Raw genomic sequence first — 18,623 nt, 5'->3', positions numbered from 1 at the left:
TCAAAGAATATTCGCCTTTAATAAAGTTAAATATTTTCATAATTTGGCCAAGTGAAAAGTTCATATACTCAAATAATTGAACAAACAAACCTCTCGCTAAAACAAGTACGCTTGCTTATTGTTATCGGCGCAGCTTTGCTGGCAGGATTTATGATCGCAGATCTTGAATTATTGCCGGAGAGTTTATCAACTGTTTATATTCACTCGAGAGTATTCATGCAGCTGCCGCTTTGTGGCGTATTTCTGTTATTAAGTTTTCATCCATTATTTTTAAAACACTACCAAAAAATACTTTTCTTCATTATGTTGAGCCTAGTCTATGTTAATTACTGGGTTATTTTAACCTGCTGGCAATTAGCGCAATTTGCTTTTCCCTATGAAGGCACTGTGATGTATAGCTTATTTACCTTGTTTGTCTTTAGATTAAGCTTTAAATATGGCATTGCTTTTTCGGCTATTGTAATTATTGGTTTTGCGTTGTTAATTACTTCGTACCCCATATATGGCGATCAAAACAGCGTAAACTTCGGCTTTGTCCTAGTAGGATTAATTGTCGGCTTAATGGGTGTTAAACAAGTTGAAATTGCCTTAAAAAAATTATCAAAAGCCAATATTGTCCTTGAGAAATTAAGCCAAACAGATCCGTTAACGGAAATTTATAATCGAAGAACCTATGAAACTAGATTCTCAGAGCAACTTTGTTTAAATAAAAGAACTGAACAATCAATTTGTGTATTTATTATCGACCTTGATTTCTTTAAAGATTACAACGACGGATATGGCCATGTGCAAGGCGATAAAATAATTAAACTTCAAGCACAACACTTAACCTTATTATTTAAACGCGAAGCAGATATCGTTGCTAGGTATGGCGGTGAAGAATTTATTGTGATTGTCTCTAATGTTACCGAAAAGATGTGTGTCAAATTTGCTGATGCCATCATAGCGCAATGGCAAGAAGCAAAAGTTGAACATGGCATGGGTAAAGCAGGTAAATATGTCACTTGTTCAATTGGCTTTCACCTCGAACAAGTTTCTAAAACAAGTAATAAAACAGCTATGGTTAAAAATGCCGATAAAGCACTATATCAAGCAAAACAACACGGCCGAAATTGTTTTATTCAGTCTAAGACAAACCAAGATCATTGCTTATAACTTTAAAGATCAAAAGCATTTAAACACCTAGTTATTAAATTTGAAGACTAAGTACTTTTGCTTTCACTTCTTGAAAACGTATATGCTGACAACAAGCAAAACCTGATAGCTGTTTCACTTTAGTGCGTGAGAACATAGGCACCATCAATCCCGTTAAAAATCGAGTTAAGGTTTCTGTTGAAATTGTTTGATGGCTTTTCGCTTTCAATAATGAGGTGACTTCCTTGATGTAACTTTTGAGTAAATCATCACTTGGCAAAGTTGCCAATGAAGAATATGCCAATGTTGCGACTTGACCACGGCACACAGAACAATGGCCGCAATTTTCGGGTGCGTGTTGATCATCAAAATATAAAGATAAATTGCGAGTTAAACATTGCTCTAATTCAAAAAATCGAATCAAGGCGGCAATTCTTTTTATTTCACTTTGCTCTTTATCGAGAAAATAATCATGTAATTTATTGGCTAAAAAAGGAGTCGATAAAGCGGTTTCATTGACACTAAATACTTCGGTGATTTTTTTCGTTTCTAAGGTAATATGTCCTAATTCTTGCAAATACTCTAGTGCGGTAACAACACGACTTCGTTCACATTGGTAATGCTGAAATAATTGTTCAAAATCAGGTTCACCCCATACCTTTTTGAATTTACTATGCTGAAAAACCGCATAAAGAAACTCTCGGCGTTCTCCTGCAAACGTATTTAAAATTTCATCTTTATTGGTAATAAATTTATATTTGAAATCAGCAAAATAAGAATAAAGAGGCTTGATCACTTGATGAAGCTCAAGTTGCACTAATAAGGTTTTCATCGGTAATTGCCGAATATTACTGGCATTCGATAACGTTAATCCTTGTAACTCCCACCGCCCTGCTTGTTGTTCTTCGCGAATATTTGTAAGCACCTGCTCAATACCCGTTAACTCTGGTGTATCGCCATAAACAAAGTTTTCAACCGTATTTAAACCATCTAGGTTTGCCAAAGTAATACAATTAGACGACAAGCCATCACGCCCTGCTCTTCCAATTTCTTGACTATAGTTCTCAATCGATTTAGGTAAATCGTAATGAATAACAAAGCGAATATCTGACTTATCGATCCCCATACCAAAAGCAATAGTAGCAACAATAATTTCAACTTTGCCAGACATAAAGTCATCTTGAATTTTGGTTCGCATATCGCTGTCAAAACCAGCATGATAAGCGTGAGCATTCAAACCACTTTTGACTAAAAAGTCAGCCACTTGTTCAGCGCTATGCTGTAATGTCACATAAACAATACCGCAACCGCTTTGCTGTTGTATGTGTTGCAGTAATTGCTGATTTTTATCAACGTCAAGCACAGGAGTAACCGATAAAGTTAAATTTTCACGGTAAAAACCTGTTTGTACTATGTGCTTTGATGATATAGCAAATTTACTCGCCATATCATTTTTTACTTTTTTAGTTGCTGTCGCGGTTAGTAATAACACTAAAGGAATATTCAGTGCTTGCTGGTATGCTGGTAATTTTAAGTAATCAGGACGAAAATTATGACCCCATTCAGAAATACAATGTGCTTCATCTACTACTAACATTGAAATTTCAACGCTGCTAATAAATTGCCGAAAGCGTTCATTTTTAAACCGCTCAACTGAGACCATTAAAACCTTTAAGTGACCATTTCTAACATCGGCCATCACTTGCTGATTTTGCTCTGCGGTTAAACTTGAATCAATACTGGCTGCAGCTATTCCTTTGCTTTCTAAAAACGCTAATTGATCTTTCATTAACGCTAATAAAGGCGACACCAACAAGGTTAAATGAGGGAGCTGCGTTGCGGTAAATTGATAACATAAAGATTTACCCGATCCAGTAGGAAAAATAGCTAACGAAGAATAGCCTTGCAGCAATTGTTCAATCGTTTGTTCTTGCCCTTGACGAAAACCATCAAAAGCAAAAACCTCTTGTAGCGAACGTGTTAGTTGATTAGTCATAGTTTACATCGCATATTTTGCTTCAATACGTTGGCAATAATCGACTAAATTTTTATATTTTCTCGCTTGCTGGTTAAAACTATTAAAATAATCGACACTGATAAATTGACATAATGATGAATAAGCCACGGCATCAAACGAGCAGGCTTGCTCGCCAAAAAAATAATCCTTTTCCCCCAATAAACTCGATAAAGCAGAAAAATGTTCATCGGCTTTGGAAAGTAACTCAGACTCACTATGTCGGCCAAATCCTTGTCGTACTAATGTTTTAACGACACCTTTACGTAACATATTGGGAAAAAACCACTTTAATGGTATAGGTAACTCATTAAAGAAAGCTTCTTTAATGACCGGCCAGGTGTCTTCTTTTGACCAGCGAGAATACACTAAGGTCCAATATAAGCTTTCATCTAATGCATGAGTATATAGTGACAACTGAGCTTTTTGTTCGTCGTTGAGGTGATCATCAAGCTTTATATGATATTTTTCAGTAAGGTATTTAATAATAAAAGCTGAATCAGCAATTTTCTCACCTTCATCCTCGATAAAAGGCAGTTTATTTTTTGGTGATTGTTTTAAGTTATTAAAATCATTAACAAATTGGTAATCAATACCTGCGAGCTTTAAGAATAAATCTACTTTCACCACGAATGGGCTCGTATCAATCACACCAAATGCATCACCAAAACCATATAACTTAATCATCACTCATCCTTAAATTGATAAAATATTCTCAAGAGAAAAATAAGCATACATAAAAAAAACACTACTGTAAATTATTACAGTAGTGGTTCGAGTATTTCTCAACAAACAAGTAAAAAACAAATAAGTGTGTTACTTCTCAGCCGCAACAACTGAAATTTCAACCAACAACACATCGCGTGCCATTGCTGCTTCAACACATGCTCTAGCAGGAGCGTGACCTTCTGGTACCCAGGCATCCCACACTGCATTCATTTGCGCGAAATCGTCCATGGATTTTAAATAAATAGTTGCCGATAACATATGTTCTTTTGAACTTCCTGCTTGCGCTAATAAGCTTTCTACTTTATCTAGCATAGTTTGAGTTTGCTCAGTAATATCTTTGCTGGCATCTGCACATACTTGTCCACATAAATATATCGTCCCGTTATGCTTTACAATTCGGCTCATACGTTGTTTTGTTTCAATTCGCTCTATAGTCATTTCTCTTATTCCTATTTAAAGAAAAAACCTCAGAGTTTTCACTTTGAGGTTTTGCAAAATATTATTAAGTGTTGTTTAAACATCGAAGTAACTTGCTAATTCAAGGAAATCGCACAGAGCTGACGCTAGTCAGTGAGTACGTTTGACGATGAAGTCGTGAATTACAGCAAGTTAAAACACCACTTAACCAATTATTCCCATTCGATAGTAGCCGGCGGCTTACCCGAAATATCGTAAACCACACGAGAAATTCCATCGATCTCATTAATGATTCTGTTCGACACTAATCCTAAGAAATCATACGGCAAGTGTGACCAACGAGCGGTCATAAAATCGATTGTTTCGACACAGCGAAGTGAAACAACCCAGTCATATTTACGCGCATCACCCATGACTCCAACTGAGCGTACAGGTAAAAATACCGTAAAGGCTTGGCTGACTTTTTTATATAAGTCATGCTTGTGTAGTTCTTCGATGAAAATGTGATCGGCACGACGTAGTAAGTCGGCATATTCTTTTTTCACTTCACCAAGAATACGTACTCCTAAACCTGGACCAGGGAATGGATGACGATAAAGCATGTCGTAAGGTAAACCCAGTTCTAAACCAATTTTACGTACTTCATCTTTAAAGAGTTCACGTAAGGGTTCAACTAAACCAAGTTCCATATCTTCAGGTAATCCACCAACATTATGATGCGACTTGATGACATGCGCTTTACCTGTTGCAGAAGCGGCAGACTCGATCACATCAGGATAAATAGTACCTTGAGCCAACCATTTAGCATTGGTTAATTTACTGGCTTCTTCATCAAAAATTTCAACAAAAACATTGCCGATAATTTTACGTTTTTTCTCAGGGTCAGCTTCACCAGCTAATCGATCTAAAAAGCGATTTTCTGCATCGACATGAATAATATTGAGACCAAAATGATCACCAAACATATCCATCACTTGCTTACCTTCATTTAAACGAAGCAAACCATTATCAACGAAAACACAGGTTAACTTATCACCAATTGCACGATGTAAAAGCATAGCGACAACTGAAGAGTCAACGCCGCCAGACAAGCCTAAGACCACTTCGTCATCGCCCACTTGCTCTTTCATTTTTTCAATGGCATTTTCAATGATAGAGGCTGATGTCCATAACTTTTCGCATTGACAAATATCAACAACAAAATGTTCAAGCATACGCATACCTTGTTTAGTATGAGTAACTTCAGGGTGAAATTGCACCCCATAGAATTTTCGCTCTTCATTTGCCATTGCCGCATATTGACAACTCGGCGTTTGGGCGATGGTAGTAAAGCCTTCAGGAATAGCAGATACTTTATCGCCATGGCTCATCCAAACATCTAGTAATGCATTGCCATTTTCACTCACATTATCTTCAATATTTTTAAATAATTCAGATTGAGCAATCACTTCTACAGCTGCATAACCAAATTCTTTATGTTCAGAGCCTTCAACGCCGCCGCCAAGTTGCTCAGCCATGGTTTGCATGCCGTAACAAACCCCTAACACAGGCACTCCAGCATTGAATACATATTCAGGAGCACGAGGTGAATTTAACTCAGTAACAGACTCTGGACCGCCCGCTAAAATAATACCGGTAGGGTTGAATTCTTTAATTTGCGCTTCAGTAACATCCCATGCCCAAAGTTCACAGTAAACACCAATTTCACGAACACGACGCGCAATCAGCTGTGTGTATTGTGAACCGAAATCTAAAATTAAGATTCGTGAATCATGAATATCTTTATTTGTCGCCATGAATAATTCCTGTTTTTTAAAGTGAAGCATCTTACTTAATGAGTTTCGATACTTTTTATAAATGTTACTTATACATTGTGTAAAAATAACAACAGGCTGAAATTTTTCTTACCTAAAGTAATGAAAATCAGCCTGTTTGAATTTTTATCTCTAATTGTTACTTAGAGTTCAAATTATTTTACCAAGTAGTTTTGCACGAGAACAAAAAAGAAGCGCGGAGCTGACGTTAGTCAGTGAGCACTTCTGATGAAGTTATCGTCAAAAATACAACGTAAAATTAGCCCATACGGTAGTTTGGTGCTTCTTTAGTAATGGTCACATCATGAACATGTGACTCCCCCATTCCTGCGGAAGATATTTTCATAAACTCAGGTTTAGTTCGCATTTCATCAATAGTAGCAGAGCCAGTTAAACCCATTGATGAACGTAATCCGCCCATTTGTTGATGAATAATCGCCGCAACCGGTCCTTTATAAGCAACACGACCTTCAATACCTTCAGGTACAAGTTTATCGGCTTCGCCATCGGTTTTTTGAAAGTAACGATCACTTGAGCCATCTTTTTGTGCCATAGCACCTAATGAGCCCATGCCACGATAAGACTTATAGTAACGACCTTGAAATAGTTCAACTTCACCTGGTGCTTCTTCGGTGCCTGCTAGCATGCTGCCAACCATCACACAATGTGCCCCAGCAACTAAGGCTTTAGCAATATCACCAGAAAAACGAATACCGCCATCAGCAATAACCGGAATACCCGTACCTTTTAATCCTTCAACCGCATTTGAAATAGCAGTTAATTGCGGTACACCTACCCCAGTAACAATACGTGTAGTACAAATAGAACCTGGACCAATACCTACTTTTACGGCATCAACACCAACATCAGCTAATGCTTTGGCACCGGCTGCAGTCGCTACATTTCCGGCAATAATTTGCAGTTCAGGATATTTTTGTCGAGTTTCGCTAACGCGATCAAGTACACCTTGAGAATGACCATGAGAGGTATCTATGAGTAATACGTCAACGCCTGCGTTAACTAAGGCGTCAATACGTTCATCAGTACCCGCACCAACACCAACAGCAGCGCCAACACGTAAACGACCTAATTCATCTTTACACGCATTAGGTTTGCTTTCCGCTTTCTGATAATCTTTAACCGTAATTAAACCTTTCAACTTAAACTTACTATCGATCATGAGTATTTTTTCAATACGATGTTCATGCATTAGCGATAAAATTTCTTCTCGTTCAGCACCTTCTTCAACCGTAACTAATTTTTCTTTAACCGTCATTAACTCAGAAACAGGCTTAGTTAAGTCCGTTTCAAAACGTAAATCACGGCCTGTAATAATACCCACTAAGTTATTGGTATCATCAACTACAGGGAAACCAGAAAAACCTAGTTCATCGGCAAGTTTCATGGTGTCAAGAATCGTAGCATTAGGGCTTACGGTGACAGGATCGCTAACGATACCACTTTCATACTTTTTAACTAACGAAACATTTTTAGCTTGTTCGGCAATCGTCATGTTTTTATGAATAAAACCGATGCCGCCCTCTTGCGCTAAAGTAATAGCCAAACGAGCTTCTGTTACTGTGTCCATAGACGCAGAAATCATCGGTACATTTAAATCAATTTTACGGGTCAATTTCGTTTTTAAACTGGCCGTATGTGGGAGCACTTTTGAATGGGCAGGAACAAGTAATACATCATCAAAAGTTAAGGCTTCTTGGGCAATTCTTAGCATCGCAACATCTCTCTAAAAAGGTGTGGTTAGGGAGTGAATATTGCGGCAGAATTTTAACCGTTTTATCAGCTTAGGACAACTTAAATTTTACAATTTTATTGAAATAATTTGCTATAGATAGCTTAAACAAATATATAATAGAGCTTAGATCCTGTTTAACATCTGATAAAGTAACATTTTTTATGGCTACAAAGCATATTTTACAAGTAAGTGAACTAACTAAAAAAGTAAAGTTTATGCTGGAAAGCGAACTAAATACTGTCTGGTTATGTGGTGAAATATCTAACTTCATCGCTGCAAGCTCTGGGCACTGGTATTTATCACTAAAAGATGCCAAGTCTCAAGTAAAGTGTGCGATGTTTAAAGGAAAAAACCAACGCACTCGTATCACGCCTAAAAATGGTCAACAAGTACTTGTACGTGCAAAAGTTTCTTTATATGAGCCAAGGGGCGACTTTCAAATAATCATTGAGTTAATGGAAGAAGCCGGGGAAGGCTTGCTGAAACAACAATACGAGCAGCTCAAACAAAAGTTAAATGCTTTAGGCTTATTTGCTCAACAATTTAAACAAGCGATACCAAAACATATCACCCGAGTAGGCATAGTTACCTCCCCCACTGGCGCCGCAGTAAAAGATATCATTTCTGTTTTAAAACGACGCAATCCTGCTATTACAGTCATTATTTACCCTGCCCTCGTTCAAGGGGAGCAAGCAAAATTTGGTATTGTCAGTGCAATTGATAAAGCTAACGCTCGAGCAGAATGCGATGTACTTATTGTTGGCCGAGGCGGAGGCTCTTTAGAAGATTTATGGCCTTTTAATGAAGAAGATGTTGTTGAAGCTATTTTTCATAGCAAAATACCAACAATTAGCGCTGTTGGCCATGAAATTGATACGACACTAGCCGATTATGTCGCTGATTTAAGAGCACCTACGCCTTCTGCTGCAGCAGAATTAGTTTCACAAGATATGAGTGAGACATTAAACCAACTAACTGTTCTAGCTCAGCGTGTTCAGCAAAATATACAACAAGATATCAGTCGTAAAAAACAAGTAGTTAACGCATTACAACATAGATTATTTCAAGTACATCCAGAGCAAAAATTACAAGTTTACCAACAAAGATCTGATGAACTAACTGCTCGTCTTGAACAAGCGATACATCGTGAATTAAAACAATTTAGTTTACAGCCTATTAATTTAAATACTCGCCTATTACAGCTTTCACCGCAAAAAAATATCTTACAGAATCAAGAAAAACTCAAGCAACTCGGCGCACAGTTAACACAGAATATGCAACAAGTTTTTACTCGAAAAAGCGAGCGATTTATTCATATCATTGAGCAATTAAATATCGTTAGTCCTTTAGCAACAATCGCTAGAGGTTATAGTGTTAGTCGAAACAATGAAGGGATAATCAAAAGCACGACACAGGTTAATATCGGTGAAAATATTTCTGTTCAAGTCACCGATGGGGTGATTGAAACAAAAGTGATTGATATAAAACCAGACAAGTAAATTACAGCTCTAATGTCACCACATGATAAAGCAGCTTAACAACAGACTCTTTTCCAGCATCATTAAACTTTATACCTAAAGATACACCATTGGTTATTTGCTTTTGACTACATATTTGCCCGGAAAACTTCAACGTGCCTAATTCGGGGAAACTTTCAATAACAAAATCTATGGTTTTATCCTTTGCTAATGATATTTCTTCACCATTATCCACTCTTAGTTGACAACCATTTTTAGAAAGATCGGTGATCATTCCTTCCCAAAAGTTTTTTTCTATCCGAACTTTAGCGCGAATATCGGTATCGACACGTATAGTTTTACGCAAACTTTGCACACTGATTGATGTGGGAAATTCTAATACCATTAATTTGGAAGGTAATTGAACCGTTTGTTTAATACTGCTAACAAACGCTGCAACGGAGCCTTCATTACCTTCAATAAGTCCTCGAACAGTAACTCCTGTGCCTTGAGTAATAAATTGCCCAAAATTTCCTACTTTATTTGAGTCCGGAAATTGAATTAGCACGTACTGTTTTGCTAAAAAACCGACAAAAGTGCTTCTAAACTTTCCTTTCTGACCGGCGGGAGTACTAATATCAACACTAACAATAGAACCCGCCTGCATTAAGCCGAGGTTATTATTAATTCTTGATAATGTTTCAATTTTTACAGGCGTTAAAGGCATAGTTGATAAGGGATAAGCTATTCATAACAAAAGTATTATTAAATACACTAGACAAAATAATAACTAAAAGCAATGTATCAGATCACAATTAGTACATTTACTTAATTCTCTTTAATAAAAAACCCAATCAATTGATTGGGCTTGATATTTAGTCAGTCTTAATCTTCGTTTTTCTTATAACCTTGCGTTTTTCTCGCTAACTTCTTTTGTTCAGTAAACGTTAACTTTTTCTTACCCGCAAATGGGTTAGACGTTTCTTTAAACTCAATTCTTATTGGAGTACCCATGATTTTTAATGATTTACGATAATAATTCATTAAATAACGTTTATATGAATTGGGGAGTTGTTTTGCTTGGTTGCCATGAATCACAATTAACGGCGGATTATAGCCTCCAGCATGAGCGTATTTTAATTTGATGCGACGGCCATTATGCATAGGTGGCTGATGATCAAAAATTGCCATGTCTAATATTTTCGTGACCATAGAAGTAGAAATACGTTTAGTCGCTGAAACAAATGCTTCTTCAACTGACTCATATAAATGCCCTACGCCCGTACCATGTAACGCTGAAATAAAATGTATACGCGCAAAGTCGATAAAACCTAAACGACGATCAAGTTCGGTTTTAATACGATCTTTAACGTGCTCGTCAAGACCATCCCACTTATTAACCGCTAAAACTAAAGAGCGGCCAGCTTCAAGAATAAAACCAAGTAAACTAAGGTCTTGATCAGAAATTCCTTCTTGAGCATCAATAATCAATAAACATACGTTAGCATCTTCAATCGCCCGCAAGGTCTTTATCACGGAATATTTTTCCACAACATCGGTAACATTTTTACGGCGACGAATACCCGCGGTATCAATTAAGGTATATTCACGGCCATGTCTTTCCATTGGAATGTAAACACTGTCGCGAGTTGTTCCTGGCATATCGTAAACCACTACACGTTCTTCCCCGAGAATACGGTTAGTAAGAGTAGATTTACCGACATTCGGTCGGCCGATAATAGCCAATTTGATTTTATCTGACTCTTTTGGTGCTTGTTCGTCTATCTCTTCTTCTGAAAGCTCGGCTGTTGAATCTTCTTCATCAGCCTTTTCAGCACCTAAAGCTTCAATGTGGGGCGTTAACGCAAGTGTTAATAGTTGTGTAACACCACGTCCATGCGCTGCCGCAATTTGATGAACCGTTTCCCCTAATGACAACGCGTAAAATTCAGCAACAGCCGAGTCAGCATCAATGCCATCAACTTTATTTGCAGCTAAAAACACTTTTTTATTTTGTTTACGAAGATAATCAGCAATGCCAATATCCGCAGAAGTTAAACCGGCACGTGCATCTACCATAAACAGCACAGCATCTGCCTCGGCAATTGCCATTAATGACTGTTCAGCCATTAATGCATCGATACCTTGTTCATCACCATGAATACCACCGGTATCAATGACAATAAAGGGATGCTCTTCGACTTGAGCTTGTCCATATTGACGATCACGCGTTAAGCCTGGGTAGTCAGCAACAAGCGCATCTCTACTACGTGTCAAACGATTAAATAATGTTGACTTACCAACATTTGGACGCCCTACAAGGGCTACGACAGGAAGCATGATTACCTCTAAAAATTTACTTTGCATAAAAAGTTAAACTTTTTATGCCATTTTAATAACAAACAACGGCTCCTACGCAATGCGAGGAGCCGTTTTAATTCTAGCTGATAAAAAGCGTTACGGTGTTTTTATCGCTTGTAAATCACCATCACGTGATTGTACATATAAAATTTCATCGGCAACCGTTGGCGTGCTAAATATGCCGCTACCATCAACATGATGACGCGAAACAATGTCACCCGTTTCTTGATCTAACCAATGTAAATAGCCTTCAAAATCACCAACTACAACATAATTTTTCAATACCGCAGGGCCAGTAACACCACGATTAGTAAAAGATTGTTGACTCCAACGCTCTAAGCCATTAATACGATCCACCGCATAAATATGACCTTTAACATCGGTTAAGAAAATCGTATTTCCGCTAATCGACAATTGACGATATGAAGAATATTGACGTTTCCATAACATACGCCCAGTACGTAATTCAATTGCCACTAAATGACCACGTGAAGAAACCGCATACACAATATCGCCATAAATAAGTGGTTGAGAGTCAATATCAATAACACGTTCTAATTCTGTTGAGCCTGTTGCTTCGCCAACTTCAGATGTCCAACCTTGCTGACCATTTTCTAAAATATAGATAGCTAGGCTTCCATCTGCAGCACCAACAACGACACCACCAGCAGCAATAGATGGAGCGCTAACACCGCGTAAAGTTAACGGAGGGACATCTTGTTCAATTTGCCATTGCACTTCGCCATTTGTTGCATTGAATGCTTTTAAAACACCTGAAACAGTATTAACAACTACCGTACCCGCATCAAATGCAGGTGCAGAAATTACTTCCCCTTTCACTTTAGCTTGCCAAGATACTTCACCCGTTTCGGCGTCTAGGGCAAACACTTTACCGTTTTCACTACCAACAAAAACTTTACTGATGCCGGTAATTGGCCCACCACTGATTAGCGCAGGTTTAAGGCTAGTAAAAAATCCACTATCGGCACTTTTCTCTCGTAAATCTGTTTTCCAAACTTGTTCGCCTGAAGCACTATCATGTGCATAAACAAAACCTTCACGGCTTGCACTATAGACTTTTCCGTAAGCCACTTTAGCTTTTAAACGAGAAAAATAATCTCCAACGCCTTCACCGCCTTCATCCCATAAAACCTGAGGAGTAAATAACGGGGTAATTTCCGTTAATTCAACCGGCTCTGTCTCATCAATTTCATCATCTGTCGATGAACAAGCCATCAAGCCTGTTGCTAAAAAACAAGCAAATAAAAGTTTTTTGTTAAAAATAATATCTTTAAAGTTAAGCACTTAATGCTCCAACGTTCGTACCATTTTTTAACTTTAATTAAAAAATAATACGGTGGCTTAAAAGGTAAATAATGAGCGTATACGCAGAAATTAGGTATACGCAAAAATTAACGTAAACGCAGTAACTACTTTGTTAACACAATATGCTGAGCAAGATCATCTAGCTTCATTTGCAATACAGGGCTTGCTTGCTCTGAAGCATCAATGGCTGCTTGATATGCATTTCTTGCTAAATCAACTTTTTCTTGTTTTAAATAGGCATCACCTTTAATTTCCTCAACACTCGCTTTATACGACTCAGGTAATGATGCTGATAAAGTTGTTAATGCTTTCTCATACTGCGCTAATTCAATTTGTACACGCGCTAAACGCGTAGTGGCAATTGCTTTCAATCCAGGGTTAGCTGCTTTTTCTTGAGCAGTGACTAAGTACTTAGCGGCTTGTTCCCAATCTTTATGCGAAGCAGCCTCTTTTGCTAAACCAAGAGCGGTAAGCGATGAATAGCTTGACTCGCCATTCTCACTGATAAACTTTTCACCCGCAGCAAGGTAAGCTTTTTCATCACCTGATGATAGCTCCACCACGTTTTGGTAAGCTTCTGAAGTATTCACTTCCTGCTCTAGTTTATTTTCTTGATAATAACCATAACCAATAAAACCAGCGAAACCTAAAACTAATCCAGCAATGATAGAATTGCCGTTTTCGCTCCAAAACGCTTTAATTGCTTCTACTTGTTGTTCTTCTGTTTGATGATCAGACACTATTAACCCTTAATTATATTTGATAATAAACTTGGCACTTCTGCAAAGGCCATGCTTTGTTGTTCATGTTGTCCGCGCAAATATTTTATCGTCACAACTTCGTTCGCTATTTCATCTTCACCGATAATAATCGCTACTTGTGCGCCTGACTTATCTGCACGTTTCATTTGTTTTTTCATGTTGCCACCACCACAGTGACATTGAATTCTTATCTCATTCACCTCATCACGCCATTGTTCAGCTAAAGCATTGCCTTTAACATCAGCACCTTCTCCTAACATGATGATATAAGCATCAACTTGTGGGCGAATGTTTTGTACTTTCTCTAAACTTGTTAGCATAAGTACAAGTCGCTCAATTCCAATGGCAAAACCAACACCAGGTGTTGCTTTTCCACCTAATTGCTCAACTAAACCGTCATAGCGCCCACCAGCACAAACCGTACCTTGTGAACCTAAACTATCTGTAACCCATTCAAAAACGGTGCGATTATAATAATCTAAGCCTCGCACTAATTTATCATTGATTACATATTCAATACCGGCATCATCTAAACGTTGGCAAACTCCTTCAAAATGCTCAAGTGAGTCTTGCCCAAAATAATCAGCGAGTTTTGGCGCACCTACTAAAGCCTGTTGAACTTCAGGGTTCTTGCTATCTAACACTCTTAATGGGTTAGTATGCATACGTCGCTTTGAATCTTCGTCTAGCAAGTCTTGCTTAGTTGTTAAAAATTCAACTAACGCATCGCGATAATTTACTCGTTCTTCATTTGAACCTAATGAGTTTAGCTCTAGTGTGACAAACTCATTGATACCAAGTTCCCGCCAAAGTCGAGAAGTTAGTAAAATAATTTCGGCATCAATATCTGGCGTTGCAATACCAAATGCTTCTAGGCCAAATTGATGAAATTGACGATAACGCCCTTTTTGTGGTCGCTCATGGCGGAACATTGGTCCCATATACCACAAACGTTGCTCTTGGTTATAAAGTAAACCATGCTGATTTCCTGCTCGTACACAACAAGCTGTTCCCTCAGGACGTAAAGTTAAGCTATCACCATTACGGTCATCAAAGGTGTACATTTCTTTTTCAACAATATCGGTAACTTCACCAATAGAACGTTTAAATAACGCGGTAGATTCAACGATAGGCATACGAATTTCAGCAAAACCATAATTACTCGCGACACGGCGCAACACTGACTCAACCATTTGCCAAATATTTGTTTCCGTTGGTAAACAGTCATTCATCCCTCGAATTGCTTGAATTGTTTTACTCACCTAAGTGGTTCTCTCTGTTTGCTGAAAATTTAAAATAAAGCGCGCATTATAGGCAGTTTACACTGAAACGTAAATAAGCGACTGCCAAGCTTTATCGGTATCAATCAATCTCTTGAATTTTAATTTTATTCGCTTCATCGACCATTTTAGCTTTGGCGCGAATACGTTTTTCTAACTCATCAACTAAATTATTGTTATCAAAGCGTTCTTTTTGACGAATACCATCTAAATAATAGCCACTCTTTTTACTACTACCTGTTAACCCTAAATCTGATACGGTTGCTTCACCAGGGCCATTGACAATACAGCCAATGATTGACACATCCATAGGAGTAAGAATATCTTCAATACGTTCTTCTAACGCATTAACGGTTGAAATGACATCAAACTCTTGTCTTGAACAACTTGGACAAGCAATTAAATTAATACCTCGACTACGTAATTTTAGTGATTTTAAAATATCAAAACCCACTTTAATTTCTTCGACAGGATCTGCGGCTAAAGAAACCCGTAAGGTATCGCCTATCCCTTCAGACAATAACATGCCCAAACCAACAGAAGACTTTACTGAGCCAGAGCGCAAACCGCCTGCTTCAGTGATACCAAGATGCAATGGATTATCAATTTGTTTCGCCAATAAACGATAAGCCCCCACCGCTAAAAAAACATCCGACGCTTTAACACTGACCTTAAATTCATGGAAGTTTAATTTATCCAGAATATCAACATGACGCATCGCTGATTCAAGCAAAGCTTCAGGCGTAGGCTCGGTGTATTTTTCTTGAATATCTTTTTCAAGTGAACCGCCATTTACGCCGATACGAATAGGGATATTTTTATCACGAGCACATTCAACGACTGAACGAACACGGTCTTCTCGACCAATATTTCCAGGGTTTATTCGTAAACAGTCAGCGCCATATTCAGCCACTTTTAAGGCTATGCGATAATCAAAATGAATATCTGTCACTAAAGGAACATTAACTTGCTTTTTAATCTCTCGAAAGGCTTCAGCAGCGTCCATAGTGGGAACACTCACTCGAACAATATCAGCTCCAACGGCTTCTAATGATTTGATTTGCGCAACAGTTGCTGCGACATCCGTCGTTAACGTATTGGTCATCGACTGAACCGTTATAGGGGCATCACCTCCTACAGGAACATTTCCCACCATAATTTGACGAGATTTTCGGCGAATAATTGGAGACTCTTTAAACATGATCACTCTATAAAATAGTTAAAGGTTTAGCGGGATATACTAGCTTAACGGCACAGTAAATTTGGCTATATTTCCACGATTAAATTGAGACATATCAACAAGTTGATTTTCAAATTCAATCGTTACTAACTCTGGTTTCCCCAAAGTAATATTAAAAGGTGCTTGTCCAGAAATATTCATCACATAACCGGATTTTTTTATGCCCCACGCGATACGCTCGCCCGTTGCATCATAAATATTTACCCAACAATCACCGGAAAATGTAAAAATGGCGGTTTCAATTGGACCAAAATCAACAGCATCATTTTCATGACTAATATCTTCATTACTTGTTATAGCAACTGCTGGTTCATTAGGCGTCTCTGCTTTATCAAGCGCATTGCTGACAAGTGTAGTCTCAACAATTTCAGTATTTGTTGCTAAGTTATTGTTGGTATCAATACTTTCAGGTAAATTATTTTCTTCGTTTATGACCGGATTCGGCGTATCTTTTAACGTTTCAGATAATGTAGTAAGTTCTGTTTTAGCATTAGATGAGCCCGCATCAATGTTAGTTTGAGTACTTTCATTTAACTCAGTCGTGTTATCGTCTTCAGATAAATTCGTTGAAATACTCGTAGTTGGTTTAATTATTTTCTTTTCTTCATTCGATTTTTTCGCGTCTTGTAACCACCATAAAATAGTCGAACCTATTAATAACGCTAAAATCAAATAACTAATCCACATCACTAAATTGTTTTCTGCTTGTTTTTTCGTTTCCTTAGAAAAACTTTGCATTTCCGCGCCTTGCTTTTTCGCAACGTTCAACATTTCATAACCGGCAAGAATTTCATCCACGGAAACATCGACTAGCTTGGCATAATTTTTTAAGTAGCCACGATTAAACGTAGTCGGTAAGGAGTGATCAAAATTATCTTCTTCAATGTTTTTCACTAACGTTGTGCGAAAATTTAAACGGTCAGCGACTTGTTGTTGAGTCAACCCCATCGCTTCTCTTGCTTCAGACAAAATTTGCCCAGGACCTATCACTTCAATATCTTCGCTAAGTTCTTCTACGGTGTTTTCTGTGCTCATTTAGCTATTGCTCTTCAGGTTTTGCTATTTTTTTAGGATTCGCTAAATAGATAACGTCTCCAATTTTTAGGACACTCGTACGCGTCATTTTATTCCAACGCATTATTGCTTTCATATGAATATTATATTTTTTTGAGATAGAAAATAAACTATCTCCTTTAACCACAAGGTGGATAGGTAAACTTACCATTTGTTGATTTGGCGTAATTTTGTCTTTGGCCTTTACATCACTAGCGACTGAACCTGGTGGTAAATCATCAACTTGTTGAGTTTTCGGGTTGATTTGTTGACTAGCTTTTGAGACATTTTGTTGCTTTTCGACCGTATTTTTATCTTTAAGCTTACGTGCCGTTTTAGTGTGATTATTGTTATTTTTACTGGCGGTATTGCTGCTCTTTGATTTTGAAGGTGATAAAACTACTACACGTTTTTTAGATTTTTTCTGCCCTGAAAGACTATCTTGATATTCTCTCGCTAGTTGATCCGCTTCAATTTCCCTAAGCCCTGTTAGCAAATATTGCTTTGCTTCATACGAATTAGGAAACATTTTTACTAGCATGCTCGCGTAGTTTTTTGCGGTTTTAAGATCGCGTTGTTTCTCAAATATTTTAAACGCAAGCGCTAAAGCATTGGCAGAAAAACGACGTGTCGCTTTTTCATAACGCTTTAAAAAAACTAGCGCTTTTTTATAGTCTGCTTTTGCATATTGTAAACGCACCATATGAAGTAACGAAGAAGCGCTGCTTGGACTATGAAGAATTGCTTTATCAAAATACAATTCGGCTTTATCAAAGGCTTGTGCTTTTAATTGACATAAAGCTAAATTTTCATAACTTTGAGAAACTAAAATGTAACTTGGTTGGGCAATGGCTTTTAAGATTTGTTTTTCAGCGTCTTGATAACGCTGTTGTTTACATAAAAACACACCATAATTATTTAAGGTATCGGCATCATCTGGTTTAATCGACAATGCCTTTTCATAAGATGCTATGGCTTGCTCGGGTTCGCCAACACTATCAAAGTAGTGAGCAAACGCGGTGTGAACTTGGACTAATTTTGGCGCAAAACGTTTGGCTTTTTCTAAATTTAATTTTGCTTGGGTAGTATTACCCATTTTTAAATACCCCAAGCCAAGCGAAATACGAGTCATCGCTATCTCGTTATTGGTAGATTCATTCTCAATAACAGGGGTACTTTTATCATTCTCGTAGTTTTGTGTGACGCAACCGGTAACAACAATCATGACCGAAAGGCTGACAAGAAACTTTAAATATTTATCCATAAAATACTGACGTCACTATT

General features: G+C 37.7%; 15 protein-coding genes. 2 read left to right on the top strand and 13 right to left on the bottom strand.

Annotation, left to right across the window (positions count from 1 at the left end):
* Positions 1–51 precede the first annotated feature (51 nt).
* The gene (locus Q4493_RS12410; RefSeq protein ID WP_303453070.1) at positions 52–1,155 is read left to right on the top strand and encodes a GGDEF domain-containing protein; all 1,104 of its coding nucleotides are present in this window, start codon (positions 52–54) and stop codon (positions 1,153–1,155) included.
* 34 nt (positions 1,156–1,189) lie between these two features.
* Here the strand turns inward: Q4493_RS12410 and Q4493_RS12405 are convergent, their stop codons facing one another.
* The 5 genes from Q4493_RS12405 to guaB all read right to left on the bottom strand — a co-directional run bounded on the left by Q4493_RS12405 (position 1,190) and on the right by guaB (position 7,840).
* Positions 1,190–3,130 (bottom strand): ATP-dependent DNA helicase RecQ, encoded by a 1,941-nt coding sequence (locus tag Q4493_RS12405; RefSeq protein ID WP_303453067.1) that lies wholly within the window; start codon positions 3,128–3,130, stop codon positions 1,190–1,192.
* 3 nt (positions 3,131–3,133) lie between these two features.
* On the bottom strand, positions 3,134–3,835 hold the full coding sequence (locus Q4493_RS12400; protein WP_303453064.1) for a glutathione S-transferase family protein: 702 nt from the start codon (positions 3,833–3,835) through the stop codon (positions 3,134–3,136).
* Between the two features lie 129 nt (positions 3,836–3,964).
* Positions 3,965–4,315 carry a RidA family protein gene (locus Q4493_RS12395; RefSeq protein ID WP_303453062.1) on the bottom strand — a complete coding sequence of 117 codons (351 nt, stop codon included), beginning with the start codon at positions 4,313–4,315 and terminating at the stop codon, positions 3,965–3,967.
* Positions 4,316–4,506: 191 nt separating this feature from the next.
* Positions 4,507–6,090, bottom strand: a complete 1,584-nt coding sequence (gene guaA, locus Q4493_RS12390) for a glutamine-hydrolyzing GMP synthase (RefSeq protein WP_303453060.1) — start codon at positions 6,088–6,090, stop codon at positions 4,507–4,509.
* A gap of 277 nt (positions 6,091–6,367) precedes the next feature.
* Positions 6,368–7,840, bottom strand: a complete 1,473-nt coding sequence (gene guaB, locus Q4493_RS12385) for an IMP dehydrogenase (protein ID WP_303453057.1) — start codon at positions 7,838–7,840, stop codon at positions 6,368–6,370.
* Positions 7,841–8,022: 182 nt separating this feature from the next.
* Between guaB and xseA the strand changes: the two genes are divergently transcribed.
* Positions 8,023–9,360, top strand: a complete 1,338-nt coding sequence (gene xseA, locus Q4493_RS12380; protein ID WP_303453054.1) for an exodeoxyribonuclease VII large subunit — start codon at positions 8,023–8,025, stop codon at positions 9,358–9,360.
* A gap of 1 nt (position 9,361) precedes the next feature.
* On the opposite strand, the gene Q4493_RS12375 is transcribed toward xseA, so the two are convergent.
* The 8 genes from Q4493_RS12375 to pilW all read right to left on the bottom strand — a co-directional run bounded on the left by Q4493_RS12375 (position 9,362) and on the right by pilW (position 18,603).
* Complete coding sequence (locus Q4493_RS12375; RefSeq protein WP_303453051.1) at positions 9,362–10,045, bottom strand: PilZ domain-containing protein; 684 nt, start codon at positions 10,043–10,045, stop codon at positions 9,362–9,364.
* A gap of 158 nt (positions 10,046–10,203) precedes the next feature.
* Complete coding sequence (gene der, locus Q4493_RS12370) at positions 10,204–11,658, bottom strand: ribosome biogenesis GTPase Der (protein WP_303453257.1); 1,455 nt, start codon at positions 11,656–11,658, stop codon at positions 10,204–10,206.
* Positions 11,659–11,775: 117 nt separating this feature from the next.
* Entirely contained in the window at positions 11,776–12,984 is a 1,209-nt protein-coding gene (bamB, locus tag Q4493_RS12365; RefSeq protein ID WP_303453048.1) for an outer membrane protein assembly factor BamB, read from the bottom strand.
* A gap of 125 nt (positions 12,985–13,109) precedes the next feature.
* A complete protein-coding gene (locus Q4493_RS12360; protein WP_303453045.1) occupies positions 13,110–13,745 on the bottom strand; it encodes a tetratricopeptide repeat protein in 636 nt (211 codons plus the stop codon).
* Positions 13,746–13,747: 2 nt separating this feature from the next.
* Positions 13,748–15,028, bottom strand: coding sequence for a histidine--tRNA ligase (gene hisS / locus Q4493_RS12355; RefSeq protein WP_303453043.1), 1,281 nt, complete (start codon positions 15,026–15,028; stop codon positions 13,748–13,750).
* Between the two features lie 100 nt (positions 15,029–15,128).
* Positions 15,129–16,247 carry a flavodoxin-dependent (E)-4-hydroxy-3-methylbut-2-enyl-diphosphate synthase gene (gene ispG, locus Q4493_RS12350; protein WP_303453041.1) on the bottom strand — a complete coding sequence of 373 codons (1,119 nt, stop codon included), beginning with the start codon at positions 16,245–16,247 and terminating at the stop codon, positions 15,129–15,131.
* 39 nt (positions 16,248–16,286) lie between these two features.
* A complete protein-coding gene (gene rodZ / locus Q4493_RS12345; RefSeq protein ID WP_303453039.1) occupies positions 16,287–17,321 on the bottom strand; it encodes a cytoskeleton protein RodZ in 1,035 nt (344 codons plus the stop codon).
* Positions 17,322–17,325: 4 nt separating this feature from the next.
* Positions 17,326–18,603 carry a type IV pilus biogenesis/stability protein PilW gene (gene pilW / locus Q4493_RS12340; protein ID WP_303453036.1) on the bottom strand — a complete coding sequence of 426 codons (1,278 nt, stop codon included), beginning with the start codon at positions 18,601–18,603 and terminating at the stop codon, positions 17,326–17,328.
* Between the last annotated feature and the right edge of the window lie 20 nt (positions 18,604–18,623).

The sequence above is a fragment of the Colwellia sp. 1_MG-2023 genome, from assembly GCF_030546755.1.
GTDB lineage: Bacteria > Pseudomonadota > Gammaproteobacteria > Enterobacterales > Alteromonadaceae > Thalassotalea_H.
This window is presented reverse-complemented; position numbering and strand designations above follow the sequence as displayed.

Excerpts from the sequence above, each read along its gene's own strand:
- guaA (WP_303453060.1), bottom strand. The coding sequence starts at position 6,090 with ATGGCGACAAATAAAGATATTCATGATTCACGAATCTTAATTTTAGAT.
- xseA (WP_303453054.1), top strand. The coding sequence starts at position 8,023 with ATGGCTACAAAGCATATTTTACAAGTAAGTGAACTAACTAAAAAAGTA.
- Q4493_RS12405 (WP_303453067.1), bottom strand. The coding sequence starts at position 3,130 with ATGACTAATCAACTAACACGTTCGCTACAAGAGGTTTTTGCTTTTGAT.
- rodZ (WP_303453039.1), bottom strand. The coding sequence starts at position 17,321 with ATGAGCACAGAAAACACCGTAGAAGAACTTAGCGAAGATATTGAAGTG.
- Q4493_RS12400 (WP_303453064.1), bottom strand. The coding sequence starts at position 3,835 with ATGATTAAGTTATATGGTTTTGGTGATGCATTTGGTGTGATTGATACG.
- pilW (WP_303453036.1), bottom strand. The coding sequence starts at position 18,603 with ATGGATAAATATTTAAAGTTTCTTGTCAGCCTTTCGGTCATGATTGTT.
- Q4493_RS12395 (WP_303453062.1), bottom strand. The coding sequence starts at position 4,315 with ATGACTATAGAGCGAATTGAAACAAAACAACGTATGAGCCGAATTGTA.
- Q4493_RS12375 (WP_303453051.1), bottom strand. The coding sequence starts at position 10,045 with ATGCCTTTAACGCCTGTAAAAATTGAAACATTATCAAGAATTAATAAT.
- ispG (WP_303453041.1), bottom strand. The coding sequence starts at position 16,247 with ATGTTTAAAGAGTCTCCAATTATTCGCCGAAAATCTCGTCAAATTATG.
- der (WP_303453257.1), bottom strand. The coding sequence starts at position 11,658 with ATGCTTCCTGTCGTAGCCCTTGTAGGGCGTCCAAATGTTGGTAAGTCA.
- guaB (WP_303453057.1), bottom strand. The coding sequence starts at position 7,840 with ATGCTAAGAATTGCCCAAGAAGCCTTAACTTTTGATGATGTATTACTT.